The following is a 25,874-nucleotide window of genomic DNA, read 5'->3' as shown; positions in this document are numbered from 1 at the left end:
GTCGTCGTCCTCAGCAGTCCTCAGCGGTAGCCGTCCCACTCGGGGGAGGGGAAGAGCACCGGCTCCCAGCGGGCCCACTCCTGGCTCAGCCTGACCTCGGGCCTGCGGAAGGAGCGGATCTGGGCCCCGTCCATCGCCTCGATCGCCATCTCTACCAGAGGCCGCATGCTTGGCCAGCCGCCGTTGTCGTGGACGTGGGGAGGTAGGCGCCAGGTGAACTGGGAGTAGAACTCCCAGACCTGCTCAGGGCGGTTGATGAAGTAGTGGTAGGCCGGGTGCTCGGGGTCGGTCGCCTCCACACCGAGCGTCATGTACAGGCCCATGAGCTGGGGTCGGGCCTCGTTGAAGGCGACGAGGTAGCGGAAGTAGGCGGGCAGGCTGATGCCCTCAGGGTGCGTGGCCGCCGGGTCCTCGGAGTCGATGAAGTCCTGTGGCGTGCCCTGGCGGTCGTAGCGCTGGTCCAGGAGAAGCTCGAGCAGCCCGTTCTTGGTGCCGATGTAGTGCAGCAGGCCGGCCTGGGTGATACCGACGGCGTCGGCCACCTCCTGTAGGGACAGCCCGCTGAAGCCGTGGCGGGCCACGAGGTCCGTGGCGACGTCGACGATCTGCTCGCGTCGCTGCTCAGCGGTGAGTCGGACGCGCTTGGTGCGGCTGGTAGTCATGGTGGCTTTCTGGGTCGGGGGAAGGCGGGGAGACGACGACGGCGGCCCCGCCAGAGCGGAGCCGCCGTGCCTGAGGTCCGGTGCAGGTCAGCGCACGGACTTGATCAGGAGGATCGAGACGCAACCAGCCAGCGCGAAGGCGATCGAGATCGGGAAGACCAGTGCGTAGCTTCCGCCCTGCGCCGATACTACCGAGGCGGTGATGAGCGGGCCGCACATCTGGCCGAGCGTCGTGGACATGTTGAGGATGCCCAGGTCCTTGCCGGCCTCCTCAGGGTTGGGCAGGACGTCGACGTTGAGGGCCTGGTCGACGGCGCCGTAGACGGCGTAGCCGAAGCCCGCGATGAGGGCGAACATGTACATACCCGTGGTGGTGGGCATGAGCCAGGGCATGGCCACACCGACGGCGAAGCAGACCGAGGCGAAGACGACCGGCACCTTGCGGCGGCGCAGGAGGTCAGAGATCGGGCCGGAGATGAAGCCGCCGACGAGGCCGGCGACCATGATGATGGAGTTGGTCAGCGCGACGGTCGCGGCCACCTGGCCGGCGGACAGGGCCTGGCCGGAGGCCTTGAGGTGGTCCTGGATGATGTAGAGCTGGTAGGCGTTGATCATCTGGTAGGACAGCAGCATCGTGAAGCGGCCGATGAAGGCCTTCCAGAAGTCGGCCGCGCCGTGGATCGGCGGGACGAAGGACAGGAGGATGTCCTTGAAGGAGGAGGCCGGCGCCTCAAGGTCCTTGGCCGAGCCCTCGCGAGGCCACAGCAGGACGGCGGCGATGCCGGAGACACCCATGAAGAAGCCGCCGAGCACGAAGCCGGCGGTCGAGGCGGCGTCGCCCTTGATGAAGCCGGCGGCGATGATGGCACCCAGCGGGTAGCCGATGGCCGCGCCGACGCCCCAGAAGGTGGACATGGTGCCGCGGACGGCCTCAGGAACGCGGTCGGACAGGACGGCGACGGCGGGAGCCAGCATCATGTTCAGGCCCACCATGCACAGGCAGTAGTCGATGGTCAGCCACAGGGTGGAGTCGATGAGGCCTACGCCCAGGAGGGTGACGCCTCCGAGCAGGCCACCGGCCACGACCCAGGGGGTACGGCGTCCCAGGCGGGAGCGCGTACGGTCGGAGAAGTTGCCGAAGACGAGGTTGGACACCAGCGAGACGACTGCCGTGATGGCGCTGATCGAGGCCAGCAGGGCGTTGGGGTCTGCCACGCCGAGGTCCTTCAGGCGCTGGGGCAGCAGCACGGTGGCGACCATGCTCAGCCCCAGGGCCCACAGCACCGAGATCGACAGGAACCCGGCGGCAAAGCGCAGGAAGGTTCCGCGGGAGAAGGAGGGAACGTTGTCGATCGTGGCCAGGGAAGGCGTGATCGGGGCAGTGGTGGTGGAGTCACTCGGCTTCGATGCCATGACACCTGCTCTTTCGGAGGGCCGCGCTCGTTGCGGCGCAGGGCGATACAGAGATATCTACTATCTAGTAGATAGTTGGTAACGGTAATGCTGAGGCTTGTGGGTGTCAATGGATGGCTATATGTGTCACATCACGTTGCCTGTCAGACTGGCTCAGGCGGAACGGTTACGCCGGGGTGTGCGCTTTAGTGCCATGTGTCTGCCGTCATAAGAGTTGACAAACACCGGGGGGGGGGGAGGCTCAGTGAGAAATTCTGTGTAGATCCTAGGAGAGTCACGATGACCGCCACCCAGGTTCCCCAACGTGACCTGAGCCGCCGCACCCTTGTCAAGGGGGCCGCCTGGAGCGTCCCCGCTATCGCTGTGGGCGCGTCCGCCAATGCTGTTGCCGCCTCATGCACGGACACCAGCACTGACACCGTCGCCTTCGTTGGCGACATGAACCCAACCTCCGCCGCCGGGACCCTCCGGCCTCAGGCTGCCAACAACAACTGGTTCTGGCGCGCCTCCGCCTGGCCGGGATTCCGACTCTCTTACAGCATGCTTCGGCGTTACGAGGCGGCAGGTATCGGACATGCCGGTGCCAATGTCAATCAGATCAAGTTGATGAATTACTACCCTTCCGGCGGCTATTCAACGAAGGATAGTGCGCCGACGGTAGGAAAGTTCGAGAAGACAGGGGCGAGCCCTGACTCAGCCCTGGGGCGTAACTACTTTGTCTTCCAAGGAGACCCTTCCCACCCGGCCCCAACATCGAACACGGGTGAGAACTCGCTGACCTTCATGGCGATCCACTCTAAGCCCTTGCCCCTGTGTGCTGGGCGTACGTACACCTTCACCCTCGACGTGTGGAGCGACACCTACTACGCCCACAACCTGCGGGGGACTCTGGGATTCGTCTCGGCAGACGGAGCCGCTGACAGTGGCGTACCGACCTCCATCCCCACGTACCGCAACGCCACAGCACCGAGCGTCTGGCTGGGTACTACGGACACGTACCAGAACACTCGTTGGACGAAGAATGAGAAGGACCCCAAGCGAGGGGCGGGAAAGAACACTCTGACCATCACCTACACACCGACGTCCTCCCAGACGGTGATGATCCTGTTCAAGGTTGTCGCGGGTGACGCTCCAGAGCCCTTGACCACTGGGCAGCCTGTCACTATCAACACGGGGGCACTTGGTCTTGGCAGTGGCACGATCTCGCTGCGGATGCCTCCAGATTCGGAGAAGAGCGTCTTCAATGACCTCGCCGTCGCCAATCCTGTGCTCACCATCAGCTGAGGGCTGCCTCGTTATCAGCCTCTAGCTGAGGGCTCAGGAGATCGTCGGCTCTGTGCTCGGTGGTGAGCCGGATACCTCAGACGTGCGAGGCTGCTCCTATGCGCCTGACCGAGGACCTCAAGGACCTTGCCTCCGTCCGAGCCTTCCGGCTTCTTCTTGCCGTCCGGCTCGTCTCCCAGAGCGGTGACGGCATGGTCCAGGCGGGGCTGGCCACCCTCTTCTTCTTCCAGCCCCAGAACATGACGACGACGAGCGGCGTCGCCTGGGCGCTGGCGGTCATGCTGCTGCCTTTCAGCGTCGTCGGACCTCTGACCGGCCCCTTCATCGACCGCTGGCGCCGGCGCAACACCCTGGTGGTCGGCAACCTCCTGCGCGCGCTGCTCATCGCGGCCACCGCCCTGGTCCTGCGCCAATGGGGGATCGGGGCGGCCGTCTACGTCCTGGTCCTCGTGGCGCTCGGCGTCAACCGCTTCCTGCTGTCGGTACTCTCTGCGGGCCTACCGCAGATCATCGACCATCAGCGCCTGCTCGTGGCCAACTCCCTGGTGCCGACCCTGGGCGGGGCGGCGACGGCGGTGGGAGCCGTGATCGGCGTCGTCCTGAGGCTGGTACTCCCGGCCGGACCTGTGCAGGACAGCGCGAGCCTGGCCTGCGCGGTCGTCCTGTACGTGGCCGCGGCCGCGGTGGTGACCAGGCTCGGACGCGACGAGCTCGGGCCGCAGCGGCTGCGACAGGGAGGAGGGCTGGGCCGTGCGCTGGCCCGAACGGTCGGGGACCTGGCCGACGCCGTGCGCTACCTGGTCCGGCGAGGTACCCCGGGCCTGGCGCTGGGCACGATGGCCCTGCACCGCTTCGTCTACGGCATGGAGCTCATCACCCTCATCCTCACCTCCCGCAACCTCCTGGCTCCGGGGGGCGACGCCGACGCAGGCCTGGCGATCTTTGGCATCCTCATGGGGGCGATGGTGGCTGGGCACGGCCTGTCCGTCGTCCTCACGCCGCTCGCTCACGAGCGGATCTCGCCCTCGACGTGGATCGTGTGCTGCCTGGTGGGAGGGACGGCGGGACAGCTCGTCCTGGTGGTCACGCACCACCAGGTGGCGATGGCTATTGGCATTTTCATCTTTGGCGTGGGCGTGCAGGGAGCGAAGATCGCCGTCGACACCATCGTCCAGGCCGATACCGACGACGCCTACCGCGGCCGGGCCTTCTCCATCTACGACGTCCTGTTCAACACCGCCGAGTGCGTGGCGGCCGGGGTGGCGATCCTCGTGCTGCCGGACACCGGCTGGTCGCCGGTGGTCCAGGGCGCGCTCGTCGTCCTCGTGTGGTGCGTAGCCGCGTGGTACAGCCGTGGGGTGCGACGCCTAGGGGACCGGCCGCGGCCCGTGACGGGGCTGCCGGGGCTGGAGGGCTCGACGCAGGCTTGACCCTCACGCTGCGGGCAGTGGACACGATGACGGAGAAGACGACGAGTGGTCCACAGGCTGTTCTCGTCGCAGCGTTGAGGCCGTAGGAGCGGTGGTGGTCTCGGCATAGAGCGTGAAGAGGTGGGCGACGATGGCACGCTCTTTCTCTTCGCTGCTGGTCTGCGCGGGGAAGCTCAGGCCGTAGGCCTGCTCGACGGCGTAGTCGAGCGCGCAGTGTGCGGTGGTGAGCGCCGGGTAGAGGAAGCTGTTGTCCGGGTCGTACAGGTCTGCCAGGCTCGCTCCTTCATACTGCGCCCGAGCATCGAGCACGGCCTGGGCGCAACGTTCGATCTCGGTGCGCTGAGTATCGGTGGTCGTTGGCCAGACCAGTGTGTTGTAGACGATGGTGTTGGCGTAGTTGTAGTCGGACTTGAGACGCCCGGCCACGGCTCGCATCCAGGCGTTGTGGACCTGGGACATGAGGATCCCGAAGACGTCGAGACGGTCCGTGGGGATGAAGTAGAGCTTGTTGCCAGGGATCATGCCGTTGTGTACGAACCCCATCGGGATGTACCGACGGCGCTCCGATGAGACGGCCGGGATGGCGATATAGGTCGTGCCAGGATCGCGGATCTCGTCAAAGAGCCACGGTGTCTCCGCCTTCTTGCGGGTGGCGGCCTTGGCTGACGCCTCGCGCATCGTCTTGACGGCCAGGACGCGCTCACGGACCAGCGGCATCTTCGCGATCTCCTGCGGTGGACAATCCACCAACCAGAGGCAGTAACGGTCCTGTCCTTTAATGAACTCGGCGCCCATGGAGAAGCGCCGAACCCACTGCGCAGCATGAGGCTCAAGGTCCAGCAACTCACTGCGTTCTGCGGACGACATGAGAAGGTTCCCGCCCTCAGTAGGCTTTCCGCCTGCCTGCATCGCTGGCACATCACCTAGAGGCTGGCTCCGCCGCTCGATGAAGGCATCCGGGGCGTCCACAAGGTAAGCGTTAATATGCGACACCTCGCGCACGAAGGCAGCCTCGCCGTCGTACTCAAAGAGACGCCGCATACCGGAGGCGTCGTAGCTGAAGCCCACGATGACGACGTGCACATGTGCCTGGTCGGAGGCCTCGTTGCCCCAGACAAAGCTGCGGTGCGCGAAGGTGATGTCGACGCCGTCGTCAAACAGCGGCTTCCAGATCGGCGTGACCTGCTGACCCTGACAGATCGAGCTCGTGGAGACGAAGGCGGTATGGATTGCCGTCCCACGCATGTACTGAGCCGCCTTGACGTACCAGCAGGCCACGTAGTCCACCGTCTTGACCTTGCCAAAGAGCCGGGCGCGATCGGCGTTCTGCTCTGGCGTGAGATTTGAATAGCCGATAAACGGTGGATTGCCCATGACGTAGGAGCAGCGATCGGCCGGAAGGACGTCGTTCCAGTTCATGTCGAGGGCGTTGCCCTCAACGATCCTGGCGGCGTCGCGCAGGGGCAGGTCCTCAACTTCGCGCTGGATGATCTCTGCCGTCTCAGCGTTGGCCTGGAGCTCGGCGATCCACAGCGCGGTGCGTGCGACCGAGGCAGCGAAGTCGTTGATCTCGATCCCGTGGAACTGAGCGAGCTGGACCTTGATCGCGGACTCCCCCACGCCCTCAAACTCCAGCGCGGTCTGCGGACCCTGGAGGACGGAGAGCACCTTGTTCTCCAGGCGCCGTAGGCAGATGAAGGTCTCGGTGAGGAAGTTTCCGCTGCCGGCAGCCGGGTCCAGGAAGGTCAGTGACGCCAGCTTGTCCTGGTAGCGGCGTAGGCGGTTCTTACGCGTGCGCTCGGTGACGGTGGTATCCGCCAGGATGTCTTCAAGCTCCGTGGTCAGTGCGTCGAGAAACAGTGGATCGATGACGCGGTGGATGTTCTGCGGGCTCGTGTAGTGCATCCCGCCCGCACGTCGGGTCTCCGGGTTGAGCGTGGACTCGAAGACGCCGCCGAAGACGGTCGGAGAGATCCCAGACCAGTCCACGCCGGTGGAGACCTCATGGACCAGCAGGTTGCAGATCTCCTGCGTGAGCTGAGGGATCTCGATGGGGTCCGCAAAGAGCCCGCCGTTGACGTACGGGAAATGAGACAGGTCGGAGGACAGGTAGGCGCTGCGTGCCTCGTGCGGGGTGTCGAGGACGGAGAACAGGTCCAGCAGCGCCTGCCTCATCTGGGCTGGGCCGAAGCTGCGCAGGTAGGTGCCGAAGGCGTCCTTGGGAAACAGGCCCGCGTCCTCTGCGTACAGGCAGAAGACCAGACGCACGCACAGGACGTTGAGGTCCCGCCAGTGGTCATCCCCGGCAGCGCGGTACTGCTCATGGAGCGCGTCGCGCAGCCGCCCGATGACCTCGCCGGCCTGGATCGAGACCTGGCGCTCGCGTTCTGACCGGGAGCGCGACGGATCAATGAGAAAGTCGAGGAGGTGGTACTGCTCGTCCAGCTCCGCCAGGGTGAAGGAGATGTAGCTGTGCTCTGGGTCCTCGCGACGCAGGTCATGGATGCGGAAGCACTCGAAGTTGCAGACGACGATGAAGTCAGGGCGTTGCGGATTGGGCAGGCTGTCTGCGTAACGCTTGGCCTGCTGATAGGGCGTGACCATGGTGCCTTGCCGAAGCTCGGGCTTGTCGAGGTCGATGTGGGAGGCCTTTTGCTCCACGAGCGTGCGGGCCTCAGGAATGAGGACGTCAATAAACCCGCCGGCAGAGGTCTTCTGCTCGAAGATCGCCGCGGTGGCAGCTCCCTCGATCCCGACGACGCTGCCGAGCAGGTCGATCCAGAACGCCTGGGTCTCGCCCTTCTCGTACCCGTGACCACTCCAGCGCTGCGAGAAGGCCCTCGCAGCTAAGCGCTGGTCGTGAAGACGAAGCCTGTGCTCAGCCGCTGGGGGGGGGGTCGTTGTTGCAGGGGTCACGATGTGAAGCATACGGTGCGCTACCGCATCTTCCGGGCGACCCTACTCATGGGACCGGTGCCGTGCGAGTCGTGGAACGGCCCGAATGGACTGTGCTCTCGCTGATGGGGCCAGGGCTTGGTGATGGGGGTGTGCATCCCAGTTCTTGGGAGGCACACCCCCATCACCAAAGGCCGGTCGCATGGCGCAGCGGTCGTCCCAGTGACGCTGTTGAGACTCCAGGGCGAGGACGCCCCTACTTGCCGTCGACCGGCTCGCCCTTGGCGAGCTCGGGCTGGAGGCCGAGTGTGCCCACGAGGCCCGCACGGTAGGCCGGTGAGGTGACCTCCTCCAGCCACGCGCGTGCGGCCTCCAGGCGGGTGTTGATGTCCAGGCGGTCGGACACGCCCTGGTTGCCCTCGGTCTCGATGAAGCGCGTCAGCGCACGGATCGAGGCCTCGGCCTGCTTGCGGTCACGCTCCACCTTGGCGTCCAGACGCTCGGCGTACCACTGCGAGGCCAGGATGTTCTCCCGCTCGAACAGCGCGCGCAGCTCCGGGCTCGCCAGCGTCCAGCCCTCGGAGGAGGTGCCGGAGTACATGATCTCCAGCAGCGCCCGGATGGGAGGAACAGCCTGGGAGATCGAGCCGTCGTCGACGTAGTGCCTGGCCACCACCTGGTGGGTGGTGACGATGACGTCCACGGAGTCAGCGAAGACCTCTGGGTCCTGTAGCTCGGGCTTGAGCATCGCCTCGGTGAAGACGACGTCGGGGTGGAGGAAGATCCGGCCGAAGAAGTTTGAGGCGAAGGCCTTGTTCATGCGATACCCGAGCCGCGAGGCCTGTACCGTGCGGCCGTCGAGCTCGTAGTCCTCCAGCTTCTCCAGGTACCCGGCCTCCAGGAGGTGGTGGGCGTCGCGCTCCTCAGGCTCCATACGGGAGAAGACCTCGGGGACGAGCATGGAGATGTCGTGGGCGACCTTCACCCTCGGTCCGATGTAGCCCGCTGAGGACAGCCAGCCGTCGTAGCCGCTCAGGGCGTAGGACAGCAGGGCCGCGTTGAGGTCGTAGACCGGGGGCAGGGCGTTGAACGGCGACTTGGTCAGGGCCCCCTCGCTGCCGGCTCCTGTGGTCGAGGGCGACTTGCCCGTCATCGAGGAGATGAACTCCATGAACAGCTCAGGCAGCTCCATGAAGTGCAGCGGGTTGTAGGCGCACAGTGCGGGGACGCCCTCCTCCGGAGGGTTGTTGCGGCGTCCGGCCGCCACGATGTCCACGCTGTGGCGAATCGGCTCGTCCAGCGGGATGTCAGAGTACAGGTGGGTTGCCAGCTCGGCCAGGTGGGCCTCCTGCGGGCGGGCGATGTCAGGGCGGACCTGGAGGTAGCGCGGGTTCTTCGTCGGGGTGCCGTCGACGATCCGGGGATTGGCGGTGGAGACCCAGTAGGTCTGCTTCCTGGGGTCGTCGGACTCCTCGACGGCCGCGGCGCGGCGCACCAGGTCCTGCATCGGCTCGGTGAACTGTGAGAGCCCCGGGGCGTCGTCCACCATCGCCCGGGCGTCGGCAGGAGTCAGCGGCGCGTAGTTGGACAGGAACAGGCCGGTGCCGGACATGTCGAGCTCGGTCTGCTTGTCGTAGCCGCGCACAATGGCGTCGTCGGGCCGCTGGAAGAGCAGCGACTCGGCGTTGGTGACGTACTTGCGTGACAGGTGCTGGGTGAAGGCGGGCTCGTCAGCGCCGGCCGGTGCCACCGTAGAGGCCGTGATGTCGTCCTCGGTCTGGACCTTGGCCGCAGCGGCGAAGTCCGGGCGCAGGGAGAACAGGCGCCAGGAGCCGTCCTCCTCGAAGCCCACGCGCAGCATGTTGATCTTGACGGTGTCGCCGTCCATACGTACCGCGTTACCCGGGCGGCCGTTCATGATGCTCACCGAGAAGTGCGAGCGCCACTCCTCGCCCCACTCCGGGCGGTAGTAACGCTTGACGGTGAAGATGAGCTCCTTGATGTGTGCCGGGATCGACTCCAGGAAGGCGTTGTACTCCTCGGTGTACATCGTCGAGGGGGTCAGCAGCTTGATGACGCTGCCCAGCGAGCGGCGCTCGGACAGGATGTGGCGGTGGTGAGCGGACTCGTTGGCCTTGTCCACGAAGCGGTGGGTGTAGTCGCCGTCGAAGATCCGCTGCACGGCGTCCAGGTCCGCCTCCAGGTCGCCCACGTAGGCCTCGCCGAAGACGAAGGCGTCCAGGATGGACTTGGAGATCTCGGACTTGCCGCCTCCGGAGACGGTGGCGGGCTTGTGCAGCTGGGTGTGCCACGGTGCGGTACCGATCATGTGCCACTGCTTGGGACTGCCGACGGCGGCCTTGCAGTGGACCTGGTAGCCCGACGGCGTGATGTAGGTCTTGCCCGCACGCATCGGGATCGACCGCTCCTCGCCGTCGGCGTTCCAGGTGATGGTCTGGGTGAGCATGGAGTAGAAGGCGCCGCCTGGCACGAGGATGACCGAGTCGTCGGTCAGGTCCAGTGCGTGGCCCTCGGCCTGGAGCTCAAAGCGGCCAGGGTTGACTGCAAGCACGTGGGCGAGCGTGCAGGAGGCGGGGGTGTGGACGTCGCGGAACTCGCGGCCCAGGTCGTAGCGGGGGAAGGCGATCGCGCCACCAGCGTGCTCCTCCTCCACGCAGCCGAAGAGGTTGACCGAGTACCCGATCTGGGTCTTGACCTCCTTCTTGCAGTAGCCGAAGTAGTTGTCCGCGATGACCGTGACGATGACGCCGCGCTCGTCGCGGGCGACCAGCTTGAAGGGCTTGCCGTCGTTGTACTGCTCGTCAGCGTCCTTCCAGCACATGCCGTCACGACGCTGGCGCTCGGTGGCCTCGTCCCAGGACGGCAGGCCGAGCTCCTTCTTGGTCAGCGTCGTCAGGTGGGGGGCGAGGATGACGCAGCCGGTGTGCCCGGTCCATCCCTCCGGTGCCAGCGAGGCGTCGTTCTCGGGGAGGAAGGGGTCACCGGCGTTGCCGAAGATGCCCTCGACGAAGTCGAGGTTCGAGACCAGGCCGCCAGGAGCGATGAAGCGGATCTCCATGCGGCGCTCGGCTGAGAAGCCCGTGACCTCAGGGACGACGACGGGTCGCAGCAGCAGCGAGACGAAGCAGCGGGCAGGCTCCTCCTGGGTCGAGGACCAGGGGAGAGTGAGCAGGTCCTGCGGAGCGTCGACGGCGGCCGCCAGGATCCGGGCGAAGACGTCACGGGGGACGGCCTTCTTGTCGTCCGGGACGGGCAGACCGCCCTCGGCCACGTGGAAGACGCCGGCGGTGGTGCGGCGGTCGTTGCGGGGGTTGTGCAGCACACCCTGCAGGGTGCGGTAGCTCTCGACGTAGGGAGAGGTGAAGCTGGTGGAGTCCAGGGGCAGTGAGAGCGCACGCGCCAGGCCGGGCTTGTCAAGGACGAAGGTGTCAGCCGGCAGGTGCGGGTGGAGCGGGGCGTCCTCAAGGTAGAGGTCGAGGAAGGCCTGGACGCGGCGGTCGGCGGCGCACAGGCGGCCGGACAGGCGCCGGCTCATCTCTCGCTGGCGGGCGAGGATGGGGGACATGAGGCGGTCAGTGACCGGGTCGCCAGCACCAGCAGGAGCAGGAAGACCCAGCAGGTCCAGTCGCAGCGCGATAGCGGAGTTGAAGGCGGCGTCCTGGTTGGCGCAGGCAGTGGCAGCGTCGGCGCGCTGCGTCGTGCGGATCGTGTCCATGCCTCGACCCTAGCGGCTCACCCGGTCATCTGGGCAGGGACAGTCGACCTAATTTGTCAGGACTTATTTTCTGAACTAGCCGTGGGCCCCAGCGTGGATCAATGAGGCGGGTGGCTGCCTCGCGTGGAGTCCTGACTGCTTCCTGGGCGTGCCTCCCGACCATGTCACAGGCGCTGCATGCTGTTCTCCTCGCTCTGGTGTGGTCATACTGGACGACAGTCCTGAGACGGCGTGACGCCTTCTCAGCCAGTGTCCGCGGACAGAAACGAGGAGCGCGTGGTAGACAGCGCGAAGCCCAGCAGTTCCAGCCGCCGAGGCGGGAAGCTCGCCGAGGCGGCCAAGAACGGTAGGCGCGATGATGGTGGACGGGGCCGGCGCTCGGGCCCGTCCAAGGCCTCCTCCAGGTCGGCCAGCCGTTCAGGAGGAGGGCGGTCCCGGAGCACTCGTGGCGCGGCTGCGGGGGCGTCGTCCAGCAAAGGCCGGCGGCTGAACTACCCGCGTGCCGGCAAGGGGCCGGTCCTGCGCTGGCTCCCGGGCTGGAGGTTCCTCCTGGGAGCCTTCCTGCTCATGGTCGCGGTGATGGCCACGACCTTCATCATCGCCTACAACGTCATCAAGATCCCCGCCCCCAGCGAGTTCGCGCAGGCCCAGTCCACCACGGTCTACTACGCCGACGGCGAGACGAAGATGGGGACCTTCGCGGAGGTCAACCGCACCATCATCGACGCCTCAGCCCTGCCGGACTACGTGGGCAACGCCGTCATCGCCTCGGAGGACCGCACCTTCTACACCAACAACGGTGTGGATCCCAAGGGCATCGTGCGCGCCTTCTGGAACAACCTGCGCGGCGGGGCGACCCAGGGGGCCTCGACCCTGACGCAGCAGTACATCAAGAACTACTACGTGGACACCACGAGCTCCTACGTGGGTAAGTTCAAGCAGGCCATCATGGCCATCAAGATCGACCGGGAGATGTCCAAGCAGGACATTCTCGACTCCTACCTCAACACCGTGTACTTCGGACGCGGTGCCTACGGCATTGAGGCAGCCTCGCAGGCCTTCTTCGGCCACGGCGCCAGTGAGCTGACGGTCTCGGAGTCCGCGCTGCTGGCCGGAATCATGCCTGCCCCCAGCGCCTGGGACCCCGCCGTCGACCCGGAGCAGGCCGAGGTCCGCTTCCAGCGGGTCCTCGGTTTCATGCTCGCCGACGGCTACATCACGCAGGCTGAGTACGATGCGGCAGAGATGCCACAGACCGCTGCTGAGCAGACCAACGAGGTCTATGCCGGTCCTCACGGCTACGTCCTGCAGCTGGTGCGCTCCGAGCTGGCGGCCAAGGCGGGGCTCGACGGCGAGGAGATCGACACCGGCGGCTACCGCATCACGACGACGATCAACAAGGCCAAGCAGGACGCTGCCGTTGCTGCGGTCCAGGCCCTGCCAGAGGGGCACTCGGAGAACCTGCGCGCGGCGCTGGTGTCCATCGACGCCACGAACGGCGGCATCCTGGCGCTGTACGGGGGTGCGGACTACCTGACCAGCCAGGTCAACTCGGCGACCGACGCCGTCGCCCAGGCCGGGTCGACCTTCAAGCCCTTCGCCCTGGTCGGGGCCCTGGAGAAGGGAGCGACCTTGTCCAACGGCTACAGCGGCTCCTCGCCGATGACGATCGACGGGGCGACCTTCCAGAACTACGGGAACATCTCCTACGGCTGGTCCAGCCTCGTCAAGGCCACCGCCTACTCGATCAACACTCCCTACGTCCAGCTCAACCGGGACCTGGGGCCGCAGGTGACTCGTGACGTCGCTGTGCGTGCGGGTTACCCCACGGACACGGTGGGCCTGGACGACACGCTCCAAAATGTTCTGGGCTCGGCCTCCCCGCACACGATCGACATCGCCACGGCCTACGCGACCTTCGCCGCTCAGGGAACCCGCCATGACACGCACGTGGTGGCGCAGGTGACCAACTCCGGTGGTGACGTGATCTACACGGCCGACACCACCGGTGAGAAGGTCTTCTCCGACGAGGTCATGGCAGACGCCACCTACGCCATGCAGCAGGTGGTCAACGAGGGCTCGGGTCGCACTGCCAGGGCGCTGGGGCGCCCGGTGGCCGCGAAGACCGGATCCTCCTCGGAGAACAAGTCCGCGCAGTTCGTGGGCTTCACCCCGCAGATCGCCACCGCCGTCACGCTCTACCAAAGCGGTGCGGACGGCTCGGAGGAGTCGATCACCCCGTGGGGCATGTATAACGAGATCACCGGCTCCACCTACCCGGCTGACATCTTCACCCAGTACATGAGCACTGCGCTGGCGGGCCTGCCGGTCGAGGCCTTCCCGGACCGTACCTCCGGCTCCTACAGGCGCGGCAGCCTCTACGGCACCGCCGCCCCGGTGGAGGAGTACGTCGAGCCTGAGGAGGAGTACGTCGAGCCTGAGGAGGAAGAGCAACAGGCCGAGGAGGAGACGGAGACCACGGAGGACACTGAGCCGGCCCAGCAGGACCCGGCGCCAGCAGTGACTCAGCGGCCCTCGACCGAGCCCACTGAGAGCGGCGGCATCGAGAGAGGCAACGGCTAGGCGACGACGTCGTCCGCCTGGCCGGGAGAGCCACGACGGCCCCACGTGTCTGACGGCACGTGGGGCCGTCGTCGTCCCGCCTTCCGAGCCGGGGCCGGCTCCGGTAGGCTCGTGGACTGGCTGCGTCGTCTGACAACCCGTCGGGCGGGGCGACCGACACGCATCACCCTCCTGTCACGGAAAGACCGTGACCGCCACAGACCAGAGGAGGTGGGTACCAAGCATGCGTCACTACGAGATCATGATCATCCTCGAGCCCGAGACCGACGAGCGCACCGTCGCTGCGTCCCTCGAGAAGCTGCTGCAGGTCGTTCCCAGCAACGGGGGCACCGTCGACAAGGTCGACGTCTGGGGCAAGCGCCGTCTTGCGTACGACATCAAGAAGAAGTCCGAGGGCTTCTACGTCGTCGTCGACATGACCACCACGCCCGAGATCGCCCAGGAGCTTGACCGCCAGCTCGGCCTCAACGAGACCGTCCTGCGCACCAAGCTGCTGCGCCCCGAGGCCTGAGCCCGGGTCAGGGAACGGAGACACGCATGGCTGGCGACACCGTCATCACCATCATCGGGAACCTCACCTCGGACCCGGAGATGCGCTTCACCCCCTCGGGTGCGGCCGTGGCGTCCTTCACGATCGCCTCGACCCCGAGGACCTTCAACCGCCAGGCCAATGAGTGGCAGGACGGCGAGACGCTGTTCATGCGCTGCTCGATCTGGCGTGACGCGGCCGAGAACGTGGCGGAGTCCCTCACCAAGGGCACGCGCGTGATCGCGCAGGGCCGTCTCCAGCAGCGTTCCTACACCGACCGCGAGGGCCAGCAGCGCACCGTGGTGGAGATGCAGGTCGACGAGATCGGCCCCTCCCTGCGCTACGCCAAGGCCCAGGTCACCCGGCAGTCGCGCGGCGGCGGCCAGGGCGGCTTCGGCGGTGGGGCCCCGCAGGGCCAGGGCGGCTACAACAACACCGGCCAGGGCAACCAGGGTGGCTACAACGCCAACCAGGGCGGCTACAACGGTGGCGGTCAGCAGCAGCCGAGCTACAACGCTCCTGCCGGCGGTGCCGTGGACGACCCGTGGGCCACAGGCGGCGGCACGTCCTTCGGTGACGAGCCCCCGTTCTGATCCAGGGCCTGGCTTCCGTTCCCATCTCGCGCGGCACGTGCTGCGCACCACACACCATCTCGTATGAGCGCCTCGGGCGCTCGATAGCAAGGAGTACCACTATGGCGAAGCCTCAGCTTCGTAAGCCGAAGAAGAAGATCGGCCCGGTGAAGGCCATCAAGGTCGGCACCATCGACTACAAGGACACCGCTACCCTGCGGAAGTTCATCTCGGACCGTGGCAAGATCCGTGCCCGCCGCGTCACCGGCGTCTCCGTCCAGGAGCAGCGCAAGATCGCCAAGGCCGTCAAGAACGCCCGTGAGATGGCCCTCCTGCCCTACTCGAGCTCTGCTCGCTGATCGGAGGATGCGGATATGACCACCAAGCTCATCCTCACCCACGACGTCTCCCACCTCGGTGCTGCAGGCGAGGTCGTGGAGGTCAAGGACGGCTACGCTCGTAACTACCTCCTGCCCCGCAAGCTGGCCACCCCGTGGACCAAGGGCGCTCAGCGTCAGATCGACCAGATGGCCGAGGCTCGCCGCAAGCGCGCCATCGACTCCATGGAGCAGGCCCAGACCGCTCGCGCCTGGCTGCACGAGAACGTCGTGACCGTCTCCGCCACCGCTGGTGCCAACGGCCGCCTCTTCGGCGCCGTCACCACCGCGGACCTGGCTGACGCCGTCAAGGCCGCTGGCGGCCCGGTGATCGACCGTCGCAAGATCGAGGTCGTTCCCCCGATCAAGTCGACCGGACGCCACAGCGCCACCGTGCGTCTGCACACCGACGTCGTTGCTCCCCTTGAGGTCAACGTCGTTCCCGCTCGCTGAGCGCATCTGACTCGGCCACGCTGAGACACAGGCTGAGGGCCTGCCACCGTCACGGTGGCAGGCCCTCAGCCTGTGTGGCCGTGTCGGCTCCCTAGTGGCGCCACGCATCCGTGCGGGCGCGCAGGCCAGTGGTCAGGCCGCGGGCTGCCATGAAGACCCAGGCAAAACCGACCCACAGGGCGATGAGGCCCGCTGCCCCGGTGCCAAGGAGGCCTCGTCCGACCGCGATAGCGACGGGCAGGTAGGGCACGAGCGTGGACAGACCGGCCACAGCCAGGTAGCGACCGTCGCCGGCACCCATGAGCACGCCGTCGAAGAGGAAGACGGCGCCAGCCAGAGGCATGGCCGAGGCGGTGACCAGGAGCGCTGGCCGGGCCGTAGCGATGACAGCCGGGTCGGAGGAGAACAGGTGCGGCAGCCAGGGGGAGGCAGCGGCCAGGATGGCGCCGATGACGGCACCGGTAGCCAGGCCCCAGGCCAGGCACCGGCGTAGGACGGCGTCGACCCCCGGTACCCGGGCGCCCTTGGTACGTGCCGTCGAGGCCAGGTCTGCCTCTGCCTGTCCGAGCGCGGTGCCGATAAGCGCCTGAGCAGCGATGGCAAGCGCGTCCAGCGCGAAGGCGGAGAAGCTCCACAGGGCGCTGACGACCTGGTGCGCTGCTAGTGGTACCTGGCCGAGTGCCGTCGCCGCCCACACGGTGGCGAGGATGGCTACGCGAAGGGACAGGGTGCGGATCAGCAGGGGGAGCCCGGCGCTCAGCGAGGTACCGAGTCCGGCACGGTGAGGACGTAGCGAGACCGCGGCCTGCCGCGCCGCCCGTGCGACGGGCAGGGTGAGTGCCACCGCCATGAGGCTCTGGCTGATGGCGGTGCCTGCACCCGAGCCGGCGATTCCTGTACGCAGCCCGTAGAGGAAGGTGGCGTTGAGCGCCACGTTCGTGACCGCCCCAGCCACGGCGATCACAAAGGGCGTGCGGGTGTCGAGCAGGCCTCGCAGGGTGCCGGTGGCGGCGAAGACGATGAGCATGCCCGGTAGGCCAGGAGCGGAGGCGCGCAGGTAGGCCACGGCGGCGGCTGCGAGCTCCCCGCGGGCGCCCAGGGCGTGGGACACCCAGGGGGCCAGCACCCACAGCAGCAGGCATGCGGCGAGTCCCAGGATCGCAGCAAGCCACAGCCCGTCGATCCCGGCACGTAGCCCGCCCGCACGGTCGCCGGCACCGAAGCGGCGGGCTGTGGTCGCCGTCGTCGCGTAGGCCAGGAAGACGAAGAGGCCGACGGCGGTGGTCAGGACCGTCGAGGCGAGGGACAGTCCCGCCAGGCTCGTGGGCCCCAGGTGGCCGACCATCGCGGAGTCGATGAGGACGAAGAGGGGCTCGGCCACGAGAGAGCCGAGGGCTGGCAGGGCCAGGGAGAGGATCTGACGGTTCAGACCTGCAGGGGCCGAGGGGAGGTGCTGGGTCATGGGTAACGGAAGACCTGTCGGAGAGGTGCTCTAGGTTCGTCAGGAGAATCTGCTACGCCTCAGTCTCTCACGGGCCCTGAATCTCATCCTTACCTTGAGGTTTGTCCACAGAGTGGATGCGTTATCCACATCTTGACGGCCTGATCGGGCTGTGAGGAGGACACAGGAAAAATCGGGATTTTTCGTTGTGATGACAAGGTTCGAGGAGGGGAGTCCACATCTGCGCCGGATTTGACCCCAGAGTTATCCACATATCCGACCCCCGCCTCACCACAGAAAGCCGTTGATGCTCCACAACCGCACCGTGCTTGTCCACATGAGGTCGTGGGTGAGTGTTTGCGCGAGGTCGGGTCGCTGGTTATGGTCACGCGCGCGGGGTACCGCCGGTAAGCATGGTTCGGGACCGTCGGGAGCGATCGTGCGGTGGCAAGGTCGGTCAGGAGCAGTGGATGACGCAGATGGAGCCGGCAGTCGAGCCGGTGGGTGAGGAGCGTCCCGGACGTGAGCGCCCGGGACGGTGGGAGCGTCGTGAGGGAGCGCGTCCGCGCGGCGACCACGCTCTGGGACGCTCGGGCGACGCGGCTCCCTCGGGCGGAGCCCGCTTCGACGGCGTCTTCGACCGTGTGCCGCCTCAGGACCTGGCAGCCGAGATGGCGACCCTAGGTGGCATGCTCATGAGCAAGGAGGCTGTCACTGACGTCATCGAGGTACTGCGCGGGCCGGAGTTCTACAAGCCGGCCCACGAGATGATCTTTGACGCCATCGTCGAGGTCTACAACCGCTCCCAGCCTGCGGACGCGCTGCTCGTGGGAGACGAGCTGGCCAAGCGCGGCGAGCTGGAGCTAGTCGGAGGTGCTCCCTACCTCGCTGACCTCATGGGTCAGGTGCCCACTGCGGCCAATGCCGGCTACTACGCCCGCATCGTCAAGGAGAAGTCGCTCATGCGCGGGCTGGTCCAGGCCGGCACGCGGATCACCCAGCTGGGCTACTCCACTGACGCCGGTGACATCGACGAGCTGGTGACGATGGCAGAGGCTGAGGTCTACGCCGTCGCTCACCGTGAGGGGGAGCGGGAGGACTACTCCGCCGTCGGCGAGCTGCTCAACGACGCCAACATGGAGATCGAGGCCGGCCAGTCACGCGAGCACGGCCAGATGACGGGCGTGGCCACAGGCTTCGCCGAGCTTGACGAGCTCACCGGCGGCCTCAAGGGCGGGCAGATGATCATCGTCGCGGCGCGTCCGGCGATGGGTAAGTCGACCCTTGCCGTCGACTTCTGCCGCTCAGCCTCCATCCACGCCCGGGACCACAACGGCAACCCGTTCACCAGCTGCTACTTCTCCCTGGAGATGGGCCGCATGGAGCTGATGATGCGCATCCTCTCGGCCGAGTCCGGGGTGGAGATGACCAAGCTGCGTGGCGGCAAGTCGATGGACGACCGCGACTGGAAGGACGTCGCCTCGATCTACCACCAGGTCAGTGAGGCGCCCTTGTTCATCGACGACTCCCCGAACCTGACGATGCCGGAGATCCGGTCCAAGGCCTTGCGCCTCAAGCAGCAGCAGGGGCTGGGGCTCATGGTGATCGACTACCTCCAGCTCATGAGCTCAGGCAAGCGGGTGGAGTCGCGTCAGCAGGAGGTCAGTGAGTTCTCCCGCTCGCTCAAGCTTCTGGCCAAGGAGCTGGACATCCCAGTGGTCGCCGTCGCCCAGCTCAACCGTGGCCCCGAGCAGCGCACCGGCAACAAGCCGCAGATGTCTGACCTACGTGAGTCCGGCTCGCTGGAGCAGGACGCGGACATCATCATGCTGCTGCACCGTCCGGAGTACTACCAGCCCGAGGAGCGCCCTGGTGAGGCGGACATCATCGTGGCCAAGCACCGTAACGGCTCGACCCGCACGATCCCCGTCGCCTTCCAGGGGCACCTGTCCCGCTTTGCCAACATGGCACGGGACATGGCCCCGGAGCCGGAGTACTGATCCGCGAGGCAGCTGCACCGGGGCCTGGGTGACTTCGCTTCCGGGGCGTGCCGGCTGGGACTCTTAGCGGAGCCCGGTTCTCCGTAGAATCGCGCCACATGTTGATGTGTCCTGCCCCTAAGCCAACCAGGTCTCCGTCCAAGGACGGAGACCTGGCCTCCTGAAGGAGGTGCGACCCCAGGCCGCGGGTACGTCCGGCTGCTGACGCCTCACTGGCGTCCGTAACGCCCCTGGTAGACGCAGTCGAAGGGGGCGTTGCCGTGCATCCGGTTCTCGATGGAGGAGACGACGACGTCCTTGGCCGTACGGCAGGCGTCCAACGGGCTAGCGCCTTTGGCCAGCTCTGCCGTGATGGCGGCGGCCAGCGTGCAGCCGGCGCCGGAGACCCGCTCCTGGCCGATGGCCGGGACCTCAAGGACCTCCAGGGTCTCGCCGTCGTAGAAGACGTCCAGGGCGGTGCCGGTGCCGAGCAGGGTGCCGGCCTTGGCGAGCACGTTCGGCACACCGTGGTCGTAGATCCGCTTGGCGGCGTCCTTAAGGGCGTCCACCGTGGTGATCTCCTCGACGCCAGCCAGTACCTGGGTCTCGAAGAGGTTGGGGGTGGTGATGGTGGCGTAGGGCAGGACCTTCTCGCGCAGGGCGTTGTCAATGTCGAGGGCGGCGCCCGCCTCCTGGCCCTTGCAGATGAGGACGGGATCGACGACGACGTTGGGTAGGTTGTACTGCTCGAGGGCCTGGGCGACGGTCTCGATGGTGGGAATCGTGCCGAGCATGCCGATCTTGACAGCGTCGATGGTGCCGTGCACACCTACGGCTGCCTCGATCTGGTCGGCCAGGACCTGCGGGTCTATGGCGTGGAGGCGGTGAGCGAAGTCGTTCTTGGGGTCGAAGGAGACGATGCAGGTCAGGGACACGCAGCCAAAGACACCGAGCTGGGCGAAGGTCTTGAGGTCAGTCTGGGCGCCGGCGCCTCCGGAGGCCTCGGAGCCCGCGATGGCTAGGGCGATGGGTGGGTTGTCGGGGCGGGTGGTCGCGTGCGTGCTAGTCATGGGTGAAGCCTGCCCCCTGGCTGGTCTCCGCACGTGGTGCTTGCCCGCGTGTCTCGCCTGCTTCGGCGTCGTATCAGGCTCTGGACAGTCGGATCCTGTCCGCACTGACGTCGCTCTCGCTCCCCACCTCGTCGCTTCAGGCCCTGAACAGTCGATCCCTGTGCTGTGAGCGTGGGGATCGACTGTTCAGGGCCTGAAGCGACGTCACGGGTACCTTCCGCAGCCGTCAGGCGCTGGCGATGGCGAAGCGGGCGCCGCGGTGTGCGTCCTGCTCGGCCTCGTCGACGAGCGCGATGGCCATGTCCGCGGCAGAGAGGGTCTCGCCGGCAGGGGTGTCAGTGGTCGTGACGTAGGAGCCCGAGGACGCGGGGACCGGGTAGGCCGGGGCTGGGGAGAGCAGGGTCCAGGCAATCGAGCTGCCGGCCGCGCGGAAGAGCTCCAGGACCTCGGAGAAGGCCAGAGCCTCGCTGCGGTAGGCCTCAGGGAAGGAGGGGTCGTCCACGAGGCGTTTGCCGGACGCGTCCAGGAGCGATCCGGCGCCGCCGACCACCACGAGACGGCTGGTGGGACGGGCGTCGATGAGGGCCTTGAAGGCGTCGATCACCGGCTGGGGCGAGCCGCCGGTGCGGTTGGGTGAGACGGCGATGATCGTGGCGTCAGCCTTGTCCACCAGGTCGACGACCGAGGCGGTGTCAGTGAAGTCGACGGCCAGGGCGCGGGTGGCGCCCTCGGGCTTCCTGCCGGAGCGGGAGACGGAGGTGACCTCGTGCCCGCGCTTGGCGGCCTCGGCGACGGCGGCCGATCCGGTGGCACCGGTTCCTCCGATGACGGTGATCTTCATGATGGCTCCTTGTCTTGGGGTGCGGCCCCGGTGGTTGGTGGTGCCTCGGATGTGGGCAAGGCGGTTGCGATGACCTCATGGTCATGTTTTAGGTACTAGGTACCTCAACGTAACTAAGGGTGTGGATCGTGACACAGCAGGCGCCTCTCGTGGACTTCGACGTCCTCTCGCCCCAGTGTCCCTCGCGCACGGTGCTGCGCCACGTCGTCGACCGCTGGACGCCATTGGTCGTCGTCGTGCTGTCTGAGGGGCCCAGGCGATTCAGCGAGTTGCGGCGTGAGGTCGGGGGAGTGAGCCCCAAGGTCCTCACCGAGACTCTGCGCTCGATGGAGCGCGACGGGCTCGTGGCGCGTACCCAGACTCCCGGGGTCCCACCTCGCGTCGACTATGAGCTGACTGAGCTCGGTCGTAGTCTGACCGGGCCGCTGGCGACCCTGCGTGACTGGGTGCAGGATCATGCCGGTCAGGTGCTGGCGCGCCGTGAGAGGCACGACGCCGCGGTGGTGTGACGAGATGGAGGCGCGCGGCAGGGCGCAGCCCGAGCTGAGCCGCCACCACTGCCCCTGGCGGCGTGCTTCCGCAGTCTGGCAGCGTGTTCTTCTAGTGGCGGCGTGCTTCCCTGATGCTGTGGCGTGCCTGGGATGTGAGGGCGTTCGTCAGAACGTGTGTGGGCACGCCGCCAAGATGGAAGTACGCCTTCGTGGGGTGTAAGTACGCCCCCATGGTGCAAAGCACGCCGCCAAGACCTGGTGCGGAGGTCGGGGTGGGCGACGCCGGGGAGGAGAGACGCCGGTGCCTGGCGGTCCGCTGCGTGAGCATCCTTCCCCGCCTGGGCCCATCTGCGAGCAAAATCAGCGACTATAGGGGTATGAGCGCGAACACGTCTTCACCAGCCACGGGCACCCAGACTGCTGACGGTCTGCCGCCAGCCGTGCGGGACGCCGTTGCTCCGGTCCTGGAGGGTATGGGAGCGACCAGGCGTGAGGTCTTCCTGACGCGACTAGGGCACTGGTGCCCCGATCTCATGGACGGCCTGGAGACCCTCTACGGGGAGAGGGCCGAGGTGACAGCCGCTCATCTGGCTGCGAAGGCGGCCCGGGCCTACGTTGAGCGCTCCGGGGAGCTGCGACGCCTGGACCTGGAGCGCACGCTCGACCCGCTGTGGGCGCAGGACCCCTCACGGATCGGCTACGCCGCCTACACCGAGCGATTCGCCGGGAACCTACGCGGGGTCGAGGACCGTATCGCCTACCTGCGCGAGCTGGGCGTCAGCTACCTCCACCTCATGCCGCTGCTGACCCCACGCCCGGGCGACTCTGACGGCGGCTACGCCGTCGCCGACTACCGCAGCGTGCGCCCGGACCTAGGTGACATGGAGGACCTGGAGCACCTGACCGGGGCGCTGCGCCATGAGGGGATCAGCCTCGTCGTCGACCTCGTCCTCAACCACGTGGCCCGCGAGCACGAGTGGGCTCAGCGAGCCCGCGCCGGCGAGGAGCGCTACCGCGACTACTTCTACATCTTCCCCGACCGCACCGAGCCGGACGCCTACGAGCAGACCCTCCCGGAGATCTTCCCGGACTTCGCCCCCGGAAACTTCACCTGGGACGAGGAGGCCAAGGGCTGGGTGTGGACCACCTTCAACTCCTTCCAGTGGGACGTCAACTGGCGCAACCCCGACGTCATGGAGGAGTACGCCCAGATCGTCCTGGACCTGGCCAACCGTGGGGTGGAGGTCCTGCGCCTGGACGCCATCGCCTTCACCATCAAGCGCAAGGGCACGGACTGCCAGGGCCAGCCTGAGGTCCACGCGATCACTGAGGTACTCAAGGCCCTGACCCGGATCGCGTGCCCCGCAGTGGACCTCAAGGCAGAGGCCATCGTGGCACCGACCGAGCTGCTCCAGTACCTGGGGCAGGGCAAGTACACCGGCAAGGTCTCCGACCTGGCCTACCACAACTCCCTCATGGTGCAGGTGTGGTCGATGCTGGCCTCGAAGAACGTCCGCCTGGCCGCCCGGGCTCTGTCCGCCCTGCCGGTCGAGCCGCCCAGCGCTACCTGGATCACCTACATCCGCTGCCACGATGACATCGGCTGGGCGATCGACGACGCCGACGCCGAGGCCGTGGGGCTCAACGGCTACTGGCACCGCCAGTTCCTGGCCGACTGGTACCGCGGCGTCTACCCCATGTCTGACGCACGCGGCCTGGTCTTCCAGTACAACCCGGTCACCCAGGACCGCCGGATCTCCGGGACCGCCGCCTCCCTCATCGGCATCGAGGCGGCTGCCGAGGCGGTCGCCGGGATCGGGGAGGAGACGCCGGCCTGGCGCGAGGAGGAGCTGCGAGACTGGCTCGCCCAGAGGCTGGACGCCCTGCGCCTGGCCAACGCCATCATCTACGGATGGGGAGGCGTCCCGGTACTGTGGAGCGGCGACGAGCTGGGCCAGCTCAACGACCCCAACTGGGACACCGAGTCAGGCCACGAGGCGGACTCGCGCTGGGCCGGGCGCCCGGTCCTCAGTGATGAGGCTGTGGCCCAGCGCCACGACCCGACGACGGTCCCCGGCCGGGTCTTCAGCGACCTGGCGCACCTGGGCAAGGTGCGTGCCAGCCTGCCGCAGCTGGGGGCGCAGGTACGTACCGTCGTCGCCCCGGTGGATGACGACGGCGTGCTGGTCACGGTGCGTGAGCACCCGCGCGGCAGCTTCGTCGGCGTCTACAACGTCACCGGCGACTGGCGAGCGGTCCCGGCCTGGCGCCTGGCCGAGTACGGCGTCCTCGGCGCCGTCGACGCCCTGACCGACACGGTCCCGGCAGGTTCTGCGACCTTGGAGGGCAGCGGCGACGGCATGGTGCCGGTACCTCCCTTCGCCGCCTGGTGGCTCGTGCGCTCGACGGACTGAGTGCTGCCAGCGCGGGGAGTGCGGCGCGCAGGCCGAGGCGGGCATGATGGGCTCATGACCGCCGACGCCGTCGACACGACCCTGCACCCCACCGCCCTGGACGCCGCGACACCGGCTGCCCTGCTGGCCGGAGAGATCACCGCCGAGGAGGCCTCGCGCCCGCTGAGCGTCTTCGACCTCATGCGCATCGGCATCGGGCCCTCCTCCTCGCACACCGTGGGACCGATGCGCGCCGGGCGGGCCTTTGCCACCGAGCTGGCTGCCGTCGTCGCCGCGGACGCGGCCGTGAGGGACCTGCTGGAGCCTGGTGGTGAGGCCGGGCGCGGTTCCTCACCCGCTCCCGACCACGGCGACGGCCAGTGCACCGAGCCGGTCAGCCGCCTCACCGTCGAGCTCTACGGGTCGCTGGGTGCCACCGGCCGCGGGCACGCCACCGATCGTGCCGTCGTCATGGGGCTGGCCGGCTACGAGCCGGAGACCGTGCCCAGCCAGGTGTGCGAGAACCTCATGGAGGAGGTCGAGGAGGCCGGGCGCCTGGAGGTTAGTGGCGTGGGCGCGGTCCCCTTCACCCCCTCCAGCGACATCCACTTCCTGCCCGGACGCGTCCTGCCCTATCACGTCAACGGGCTGACACTGACCGCCTACTGCGCCGTTGGCGGCGAGGTCCTGCGGCGCACCTACTACTCCGTGGGCGGCGGCTTCGTCATGGAGGACGTCGGCAGGCCCGGCTCGCCCTCGATCCGTGCCCTGGCCACCGCGGTCGTCGCACAGGCTCACGCCACCCCCGCGCCCTACCCCTTCTCCTCCTCGGCCGAGCTGCTGGAGATCTGCGCCCGCGAGGGACTGCGCGTGTCCGAGGTCGTCATGGCCAACGAGGTCTCGGTACGTGAGGAGGATGAGGTCGTGGGCTACCTCGACCGCCTGCGCCAGACCATGACGGCGTGCATCGAGGCCGGTATGACAGCGGACGGGACCCTGCCGGGCGGGCTGGGGGTGCGCCGTCGGGCCAAGAGTCTGCACGAGCGCCTGCTGGCCCAGGCCAGCGGGCCGGCGGCTGCCTTCACGACGGCTGACCCCCTGCGCGGCATGGACTGGGTGGACCTGTTCGCGCTCGCGGTCAACGAGGAGAACGCCGCGGGCCGGCGTGTGGTGACCGCTCCGACCAACGGTGCGGCCGGGATCGTGCCGGCGGTCCTGCGCTACTACGAGCAGTTCATCCCCGGAGCGGACGACGAAGGCGCTCGCCGGTTCCTGCTCGCCGCCACCGCCGTGGGTGCACTCATCAAGACCAACGCCTCTATCGCCGGGGCGGAGGTGGGCTGCCAGGGTGAGGTCGGCTCGGCGTCGTCCATGGCTGCGGCAGGGCTCGCTGAGGCTCTGGGGGGCACGCCGGCGCAGGTGGAGAACGCCGCAGAGATCGCTATGGAGCACAACCTCGGCCTGACCTGCGACCCGGTGGGGGGTCTGGTGCAGATCCCCTGCATCGAGCGCAACGCGGTGGCCGCGGTCAAGGCGATCAACGCGGCGCGGATGGCGCTGTGGGGCGAGGGACGCCACCAGGTCAGCCTGGACACCGTCATCGAGACCATGCGTCAGACGGGTGAGGACATGCTCGCCAAGTACAAGGAGACCTCGCGCGGGGGACTGGCCGTCAACGTCGTCGAGTGCTGAGTACGGGGCAAGAGCGGCGGCATCCTGCCAGGT

Annotated in this window: 18 protein-coding genes; 11 read left to right on the top strand and 7 right to left on the bottom strand. The window is 67.4% G+C overall.

Annotation, left to right across the window (positions count from 1 at the left end; translation table 11 throughout):
- Positions 1-20: 20 nt before the first annotated feature.
- A complete protein-coding gene (locus HRL51_RS11440) occupies positions 21-662 on the bottom strand; it encodes a TetR/AcrR family transcriptional regulator (protein WP_172121205.1) in 642 nt (213 codons plus the stop codon).
- 87 nt (positions 663-749) lie between these two features.
- On the bottom strand, positions 750-2,075 hold the full coding sequence (locus HRL51_RS11435) for an MFS transporter (protein ID WP_172191890.1): 1,326 nt from the start codon (positions 2,073-2,075) through the stop codon (positions 750-752).
- Between the two features lie 279 nt (positions 2,076-2,354).
- Here HRL51_RS11435 and HRL51_RS11430 point away from each other — a divergent pair, with 279 nt between their 5' ends.
- Positions 2,355-3,359: a hypothetical protein gene (locus tag HRL51_RS11430; protein WP_172191888.1), complete on the top strand. Its 1,005-nt coding sequence runs from the start codon at positions 2,355-2,357 to the stop codon at positions 3,357-3,359.
- 98 nt (positions 3,360-3,457) lie between these two features.
- On the top strand, positions 3,458-4,789 hold the full coding sequence (locus tag HRL51_RS11425) for an MFS transporter (RefSeq protein ID WP_172191886.1): 1,332 nt from the start codon (positions 3,458-3,460) through the stop codon (positions 4,787-4,789).
- 3 nt (positions 4,790-4,792) lie between these two features.
- On the opposite strand, the gene HRL51_RS11420 is transcribed toward HRL51_RS11425, so the two are convergent.
- Entirely contained in the window at positions 4,793-7,705 is a 2,913-nt protein-coding gene (locus HRL51_RS11420) for a DNA methyltransferase (protein WP_244960185.1), read from the bottom strand.
- Positions 7,706-7,940: 235 nt separating this feature from the next.
- Positions 7,941-11,420, bottom strand: coding sequence for a PPi-type phosphoenolpyruvate carboxykinase family protein (locus HRL51_RS11415; RefSeq protein WP_244960184.1), 3,480 nt, complete (start codon positions 11,418-11,420; stop codon positions 7,941-7,943).
- Positions 11,421-11,696: 276 nt separating this feature from the next.
- Here HRL51_RS11415 and HRL51_RS11410 point away from each other — a divergent pair, with 276 nt between their 5' ends.
- The 5 genes from HRL51_RS11410 (at position 11,697) to rplI (ending at position 15,934) form a co-directional block, all read left to right on the top strand.
- A complete protein-coding gene (locus HRL51_RS11410; RefSeq protein ID WP_413228094.1) occupies positions 11,697-14,003 on the top strand; it encodes a transglycosylase domain-containing protein in 2,307 nt (768 codons plus the stop codon).
- A 223-nt stretch (positions 14,004-14,226) separates the two neighbouring features.
- Positions 14,227-14,514, top strand: a complete 288-nt coding sequence (rpsF, locus tag HRL51_RS11405) for a 30S ribosomal protein S6 (protein WP_172121213.1) — start codon at positions 14,227-14,229, stop codon at positions 14,512-14,514.
- A 26-nt stretch (positions 14,515-14,540) separates the two neighbouring features.
- A complete protein-coding gene (locus HRL51_RS11400) occupies positions 14,541-15,125 on the top strand; it encodes a single-stranded DNA-binding protein (protein ID WP_172121214.1) in 585 nt (194 codons plus the stop codon).
- A gap of 101 nt (positions 15,126-15,226) precedes the next feature.
- The gene (gene rpsR / locus HRL51_RS11395) at positions 15,227-15,463 is read left to right on the top strand and encodes a 30S ribosomal protein S18 (protein WP_006547882.1); all 237 of its coding nucleotides are present in this window, start codon (positions 15,227-15,229) and stop codon (positions 15,461-15,463) included.
- 15 nt (positions 15,464-15,478) lie between these two features.
- Positions 15,479-15,934 (top strand): 50S ribosomal protein L9, encoded by a 456-nt coding sequence (rplI, locus tag HRL51_RS11390; RefSeq protein ID WP_172121215.1) that lies wholly within the window; start codon positions 15,479-15,481, stop codon positions 15,932-15,934.
- 91 nt (positions 15,935-16,025) lie between these two features.
- Here the strand turns inward: rplI and HRL51_RS11385 are convergent, their stop codons facing one another.
- Positions 16,026-17,396 carry an MATE family efflux transporter gene (locus tag HRL51_RS11385; RefSeq protein WP_172191884.1) on the bottom strand — a complete coding sequence of 457 codons (1,371 nt, stop codon included), beginning with the start codon at positions 17,394-17,396 and terminating at the stop codon, positions 16,026-16,028.
- Between the two features lie 449 nt (positions 17,397-17,845).
- On the opposite strand from HRL51_RS11385, the gene dnaB reads away from it, so the two are divergent.
- A complete protein-coding gene (gene dnaB / locus HRL51_RS11380) occupies positions 17,846-19,375 on the top strand; it encodes a replicative DNA helicase (protein WP_280528700.1) in 1,530 nt (509 codons plus the stop codon).
- 209 nt (positions 19,376-19,584) lie between these two features.
- Here dnaB and HRL51_RS11375 read toward each other — a convergent pair whose 3' ends face one another.
- Both HRL51_RS11375 and HRL51_RS11370 read right to left on the bottom strand, forming a co-directional pair.
- Positions 19,585-20,424 (bottom strand): hydroxymethylpyrimidine/phosphomethylpyrimidine kinase, encoded by an 840-nt coding sequence (locus HRL51_RS11375; protein ID WP_172191882.1) that lies wholly within the window; start codon positions 20,422-20,424, stop codon positions 19,585-19,587.
- 226 nt (positions 20,425-20,650) lie between these two features.
- A complete protein-coding gene (locus tag HRL51_RS11370) occupies positions 20,651-21,265 on the bottom strand; it encodes an NAD(P)-dependent oxidoreductase (protein WP_172121218.1) in 615 nt (204 codons plus the stop codon).
- A gap of 128 nt (positions 21,266-21,393) precedes the next feature.
- Here HRL51_RS11370 and HRL51_RS11365 point away from each other — a divergent pair, with 128 nt between their 5' ends.
- The 3 genes from HRL51_RS11365 (at position 21,394) to HRL51_RS11355 (ending at position 25,841) form a co-directional block, all read left to right on the top strand.
- Positions 21,394-21,774, top strand: coding sequence for a winged helix-turn-helix transcriptional regulator (locus HRL51_RS11365; protein WP_172191880.1), 381 nt, complete (start codon positions 21,394-21,396; stop codon positions 21,772-21,774).
- A gap of 359 nt (positions 21,775-22,133) precedes the next feature.
- Entirely contained in the window at positions 22,134-24,170 is a 2,037-nt protein-coding gene (locus tag HRL51_RS11360; protein ID WP_172191878.1) for an alpha-amylase family protein, read from the top strand.
- A gap of 54 nt (positions 24,171-24,224) precedes the next feature.
- The gene (locus tag HRL51_RS11355) at positions 24,225-25,841 is read left to right on the top strand and encodes an L-serine ammonia-lyase (RefSeq protein ID WP_280528699.1); all 1,617 of its coding nucleotides are present in this window, start codon (positions 24,225-24,227) and stop codon (positions 25,839-25,841) included.
- Positions 25,842-25,874 lie beyond the last annotated feature (33 nt).

The organism is Actinomyces faecalis (assembly GCF_013184985.2).
Lineage (GTDB): Bacteria > Actinomycetota > Actinomycetes > Actinomycetales > Actinomycetaceae > Actinomyces > Actinomyces faecalis.
Note: the sequence above shows the minus strand (reverse complement) of the source record. Positions and strands in the feature narration are given on the sequence as shown.

Excerpts from the sequence above, each read along its gene's own strand:
- HRL51_RS11375 (WP_172191882.1), bottom strand. The coding sequence starts at position 20,424 with ATGACTAGCACGCACGCGACCACCCGCCCCGACAACCCACCCATCGCC.
- HRL51_RS11400 (WP_172121214.1), top strand. The coding sequence starts at position 14,541 with ATGGCTGGCGACACCGTCATCACCATCATCGGGAACCTCACCTCGGAC.
- HRL51_RS11430 (WP_172191888.1), top strand. The coding sequence starts at position 2,355 with ATGACCGCCACCCAGGTTCCCCAACGTGACCTGAGCCGCCGCACCCTT.
- HRL51_RS11415 (WP_244960184.1), bottom strand. The coding sequence starts at position 11,420 with ATGGACACGATCCGCACGACGCAGCGCGCCGACGCTGCCACTGCCTGC.
- HRL51_RS11385 (WP_172191884.1), bottom strand. The coding sequence starts at position 17,396 with ATGACCCAGCACCTCCCCTCGGCCCCTGCAGGTCTGAACCGTCAGATC.
- dnaB (WP_280528700.1), top strand. The coding sequence starts at position 17,846 with ATGACGCAGATGGAGCCGGCAGTCGAGCCGGTGGGTGAGGAGCGTCCC.
- HRL51_RS11435 (WP_172191890.1), bottom strand. The coding sequence starts at position 2,075 with ATGGCATCGAAGCCGAGTGACTCCACCACCACTGCCCCGATCACGCCT.
- rplI (WP_172121215.1), top strand. The coding sequence starts at position 15,479 with ATGACCACCAAGCTCATCCTCACCCACGACGTCTCCCACCTCGGTGCT.
- HRL51_RS11360 (WP_172191878.1), top strand. The coding sequence starts at position 22,134 with ATGAGCGCGAACACGTCTTCACCAGCCACGGGCACCCAGACTGCTGAC.
- rpsR (WP_006547882.1), top strand. The coding sequence starts at position 15,227 with ATGGCGAAGCCTCAGCTTCGTAAGCCGAAGAAGAAGATCGGCCCGGTG.
- rpsF (WP_172121213.1), top strand. The coding sequence starts at position 14,227 with ATGCGTCACTACGAGATCATGATCATCCTCGAGCCCGAGACCGACGAG.
- HRL51_RS11355 (WP_280528699.1), top strand. The coding sequence starts at position 24,225 with ATGACCGCCGACGCCGTCGACACGACCCTGCACCCCACCGCCCTGGAC.
- HRL51_RS11370 (WP_172121218.1), bottom strand. The coding sequence starts at position 21,265 with ATGAAGATCACCGTCATCGGAGGAACCGGTGCCACCGGATCGGCCGCC.
- HRL51_RS11425 (WP_172191886.1), top strand. The coding sequence starts at position 3,458 with ATGCGCCTGACCGAGGACCTCAAGGACCTTGCCTCCGTCCGAGCCTTC.
- HRL51_RS11440 (WP_172121205.1), bottom strand. The coding sequence starts at position 662 with ATGACTACCAGCCGCACCAAGCGCGTCCGACTCACCGCTGAGCAGCGA.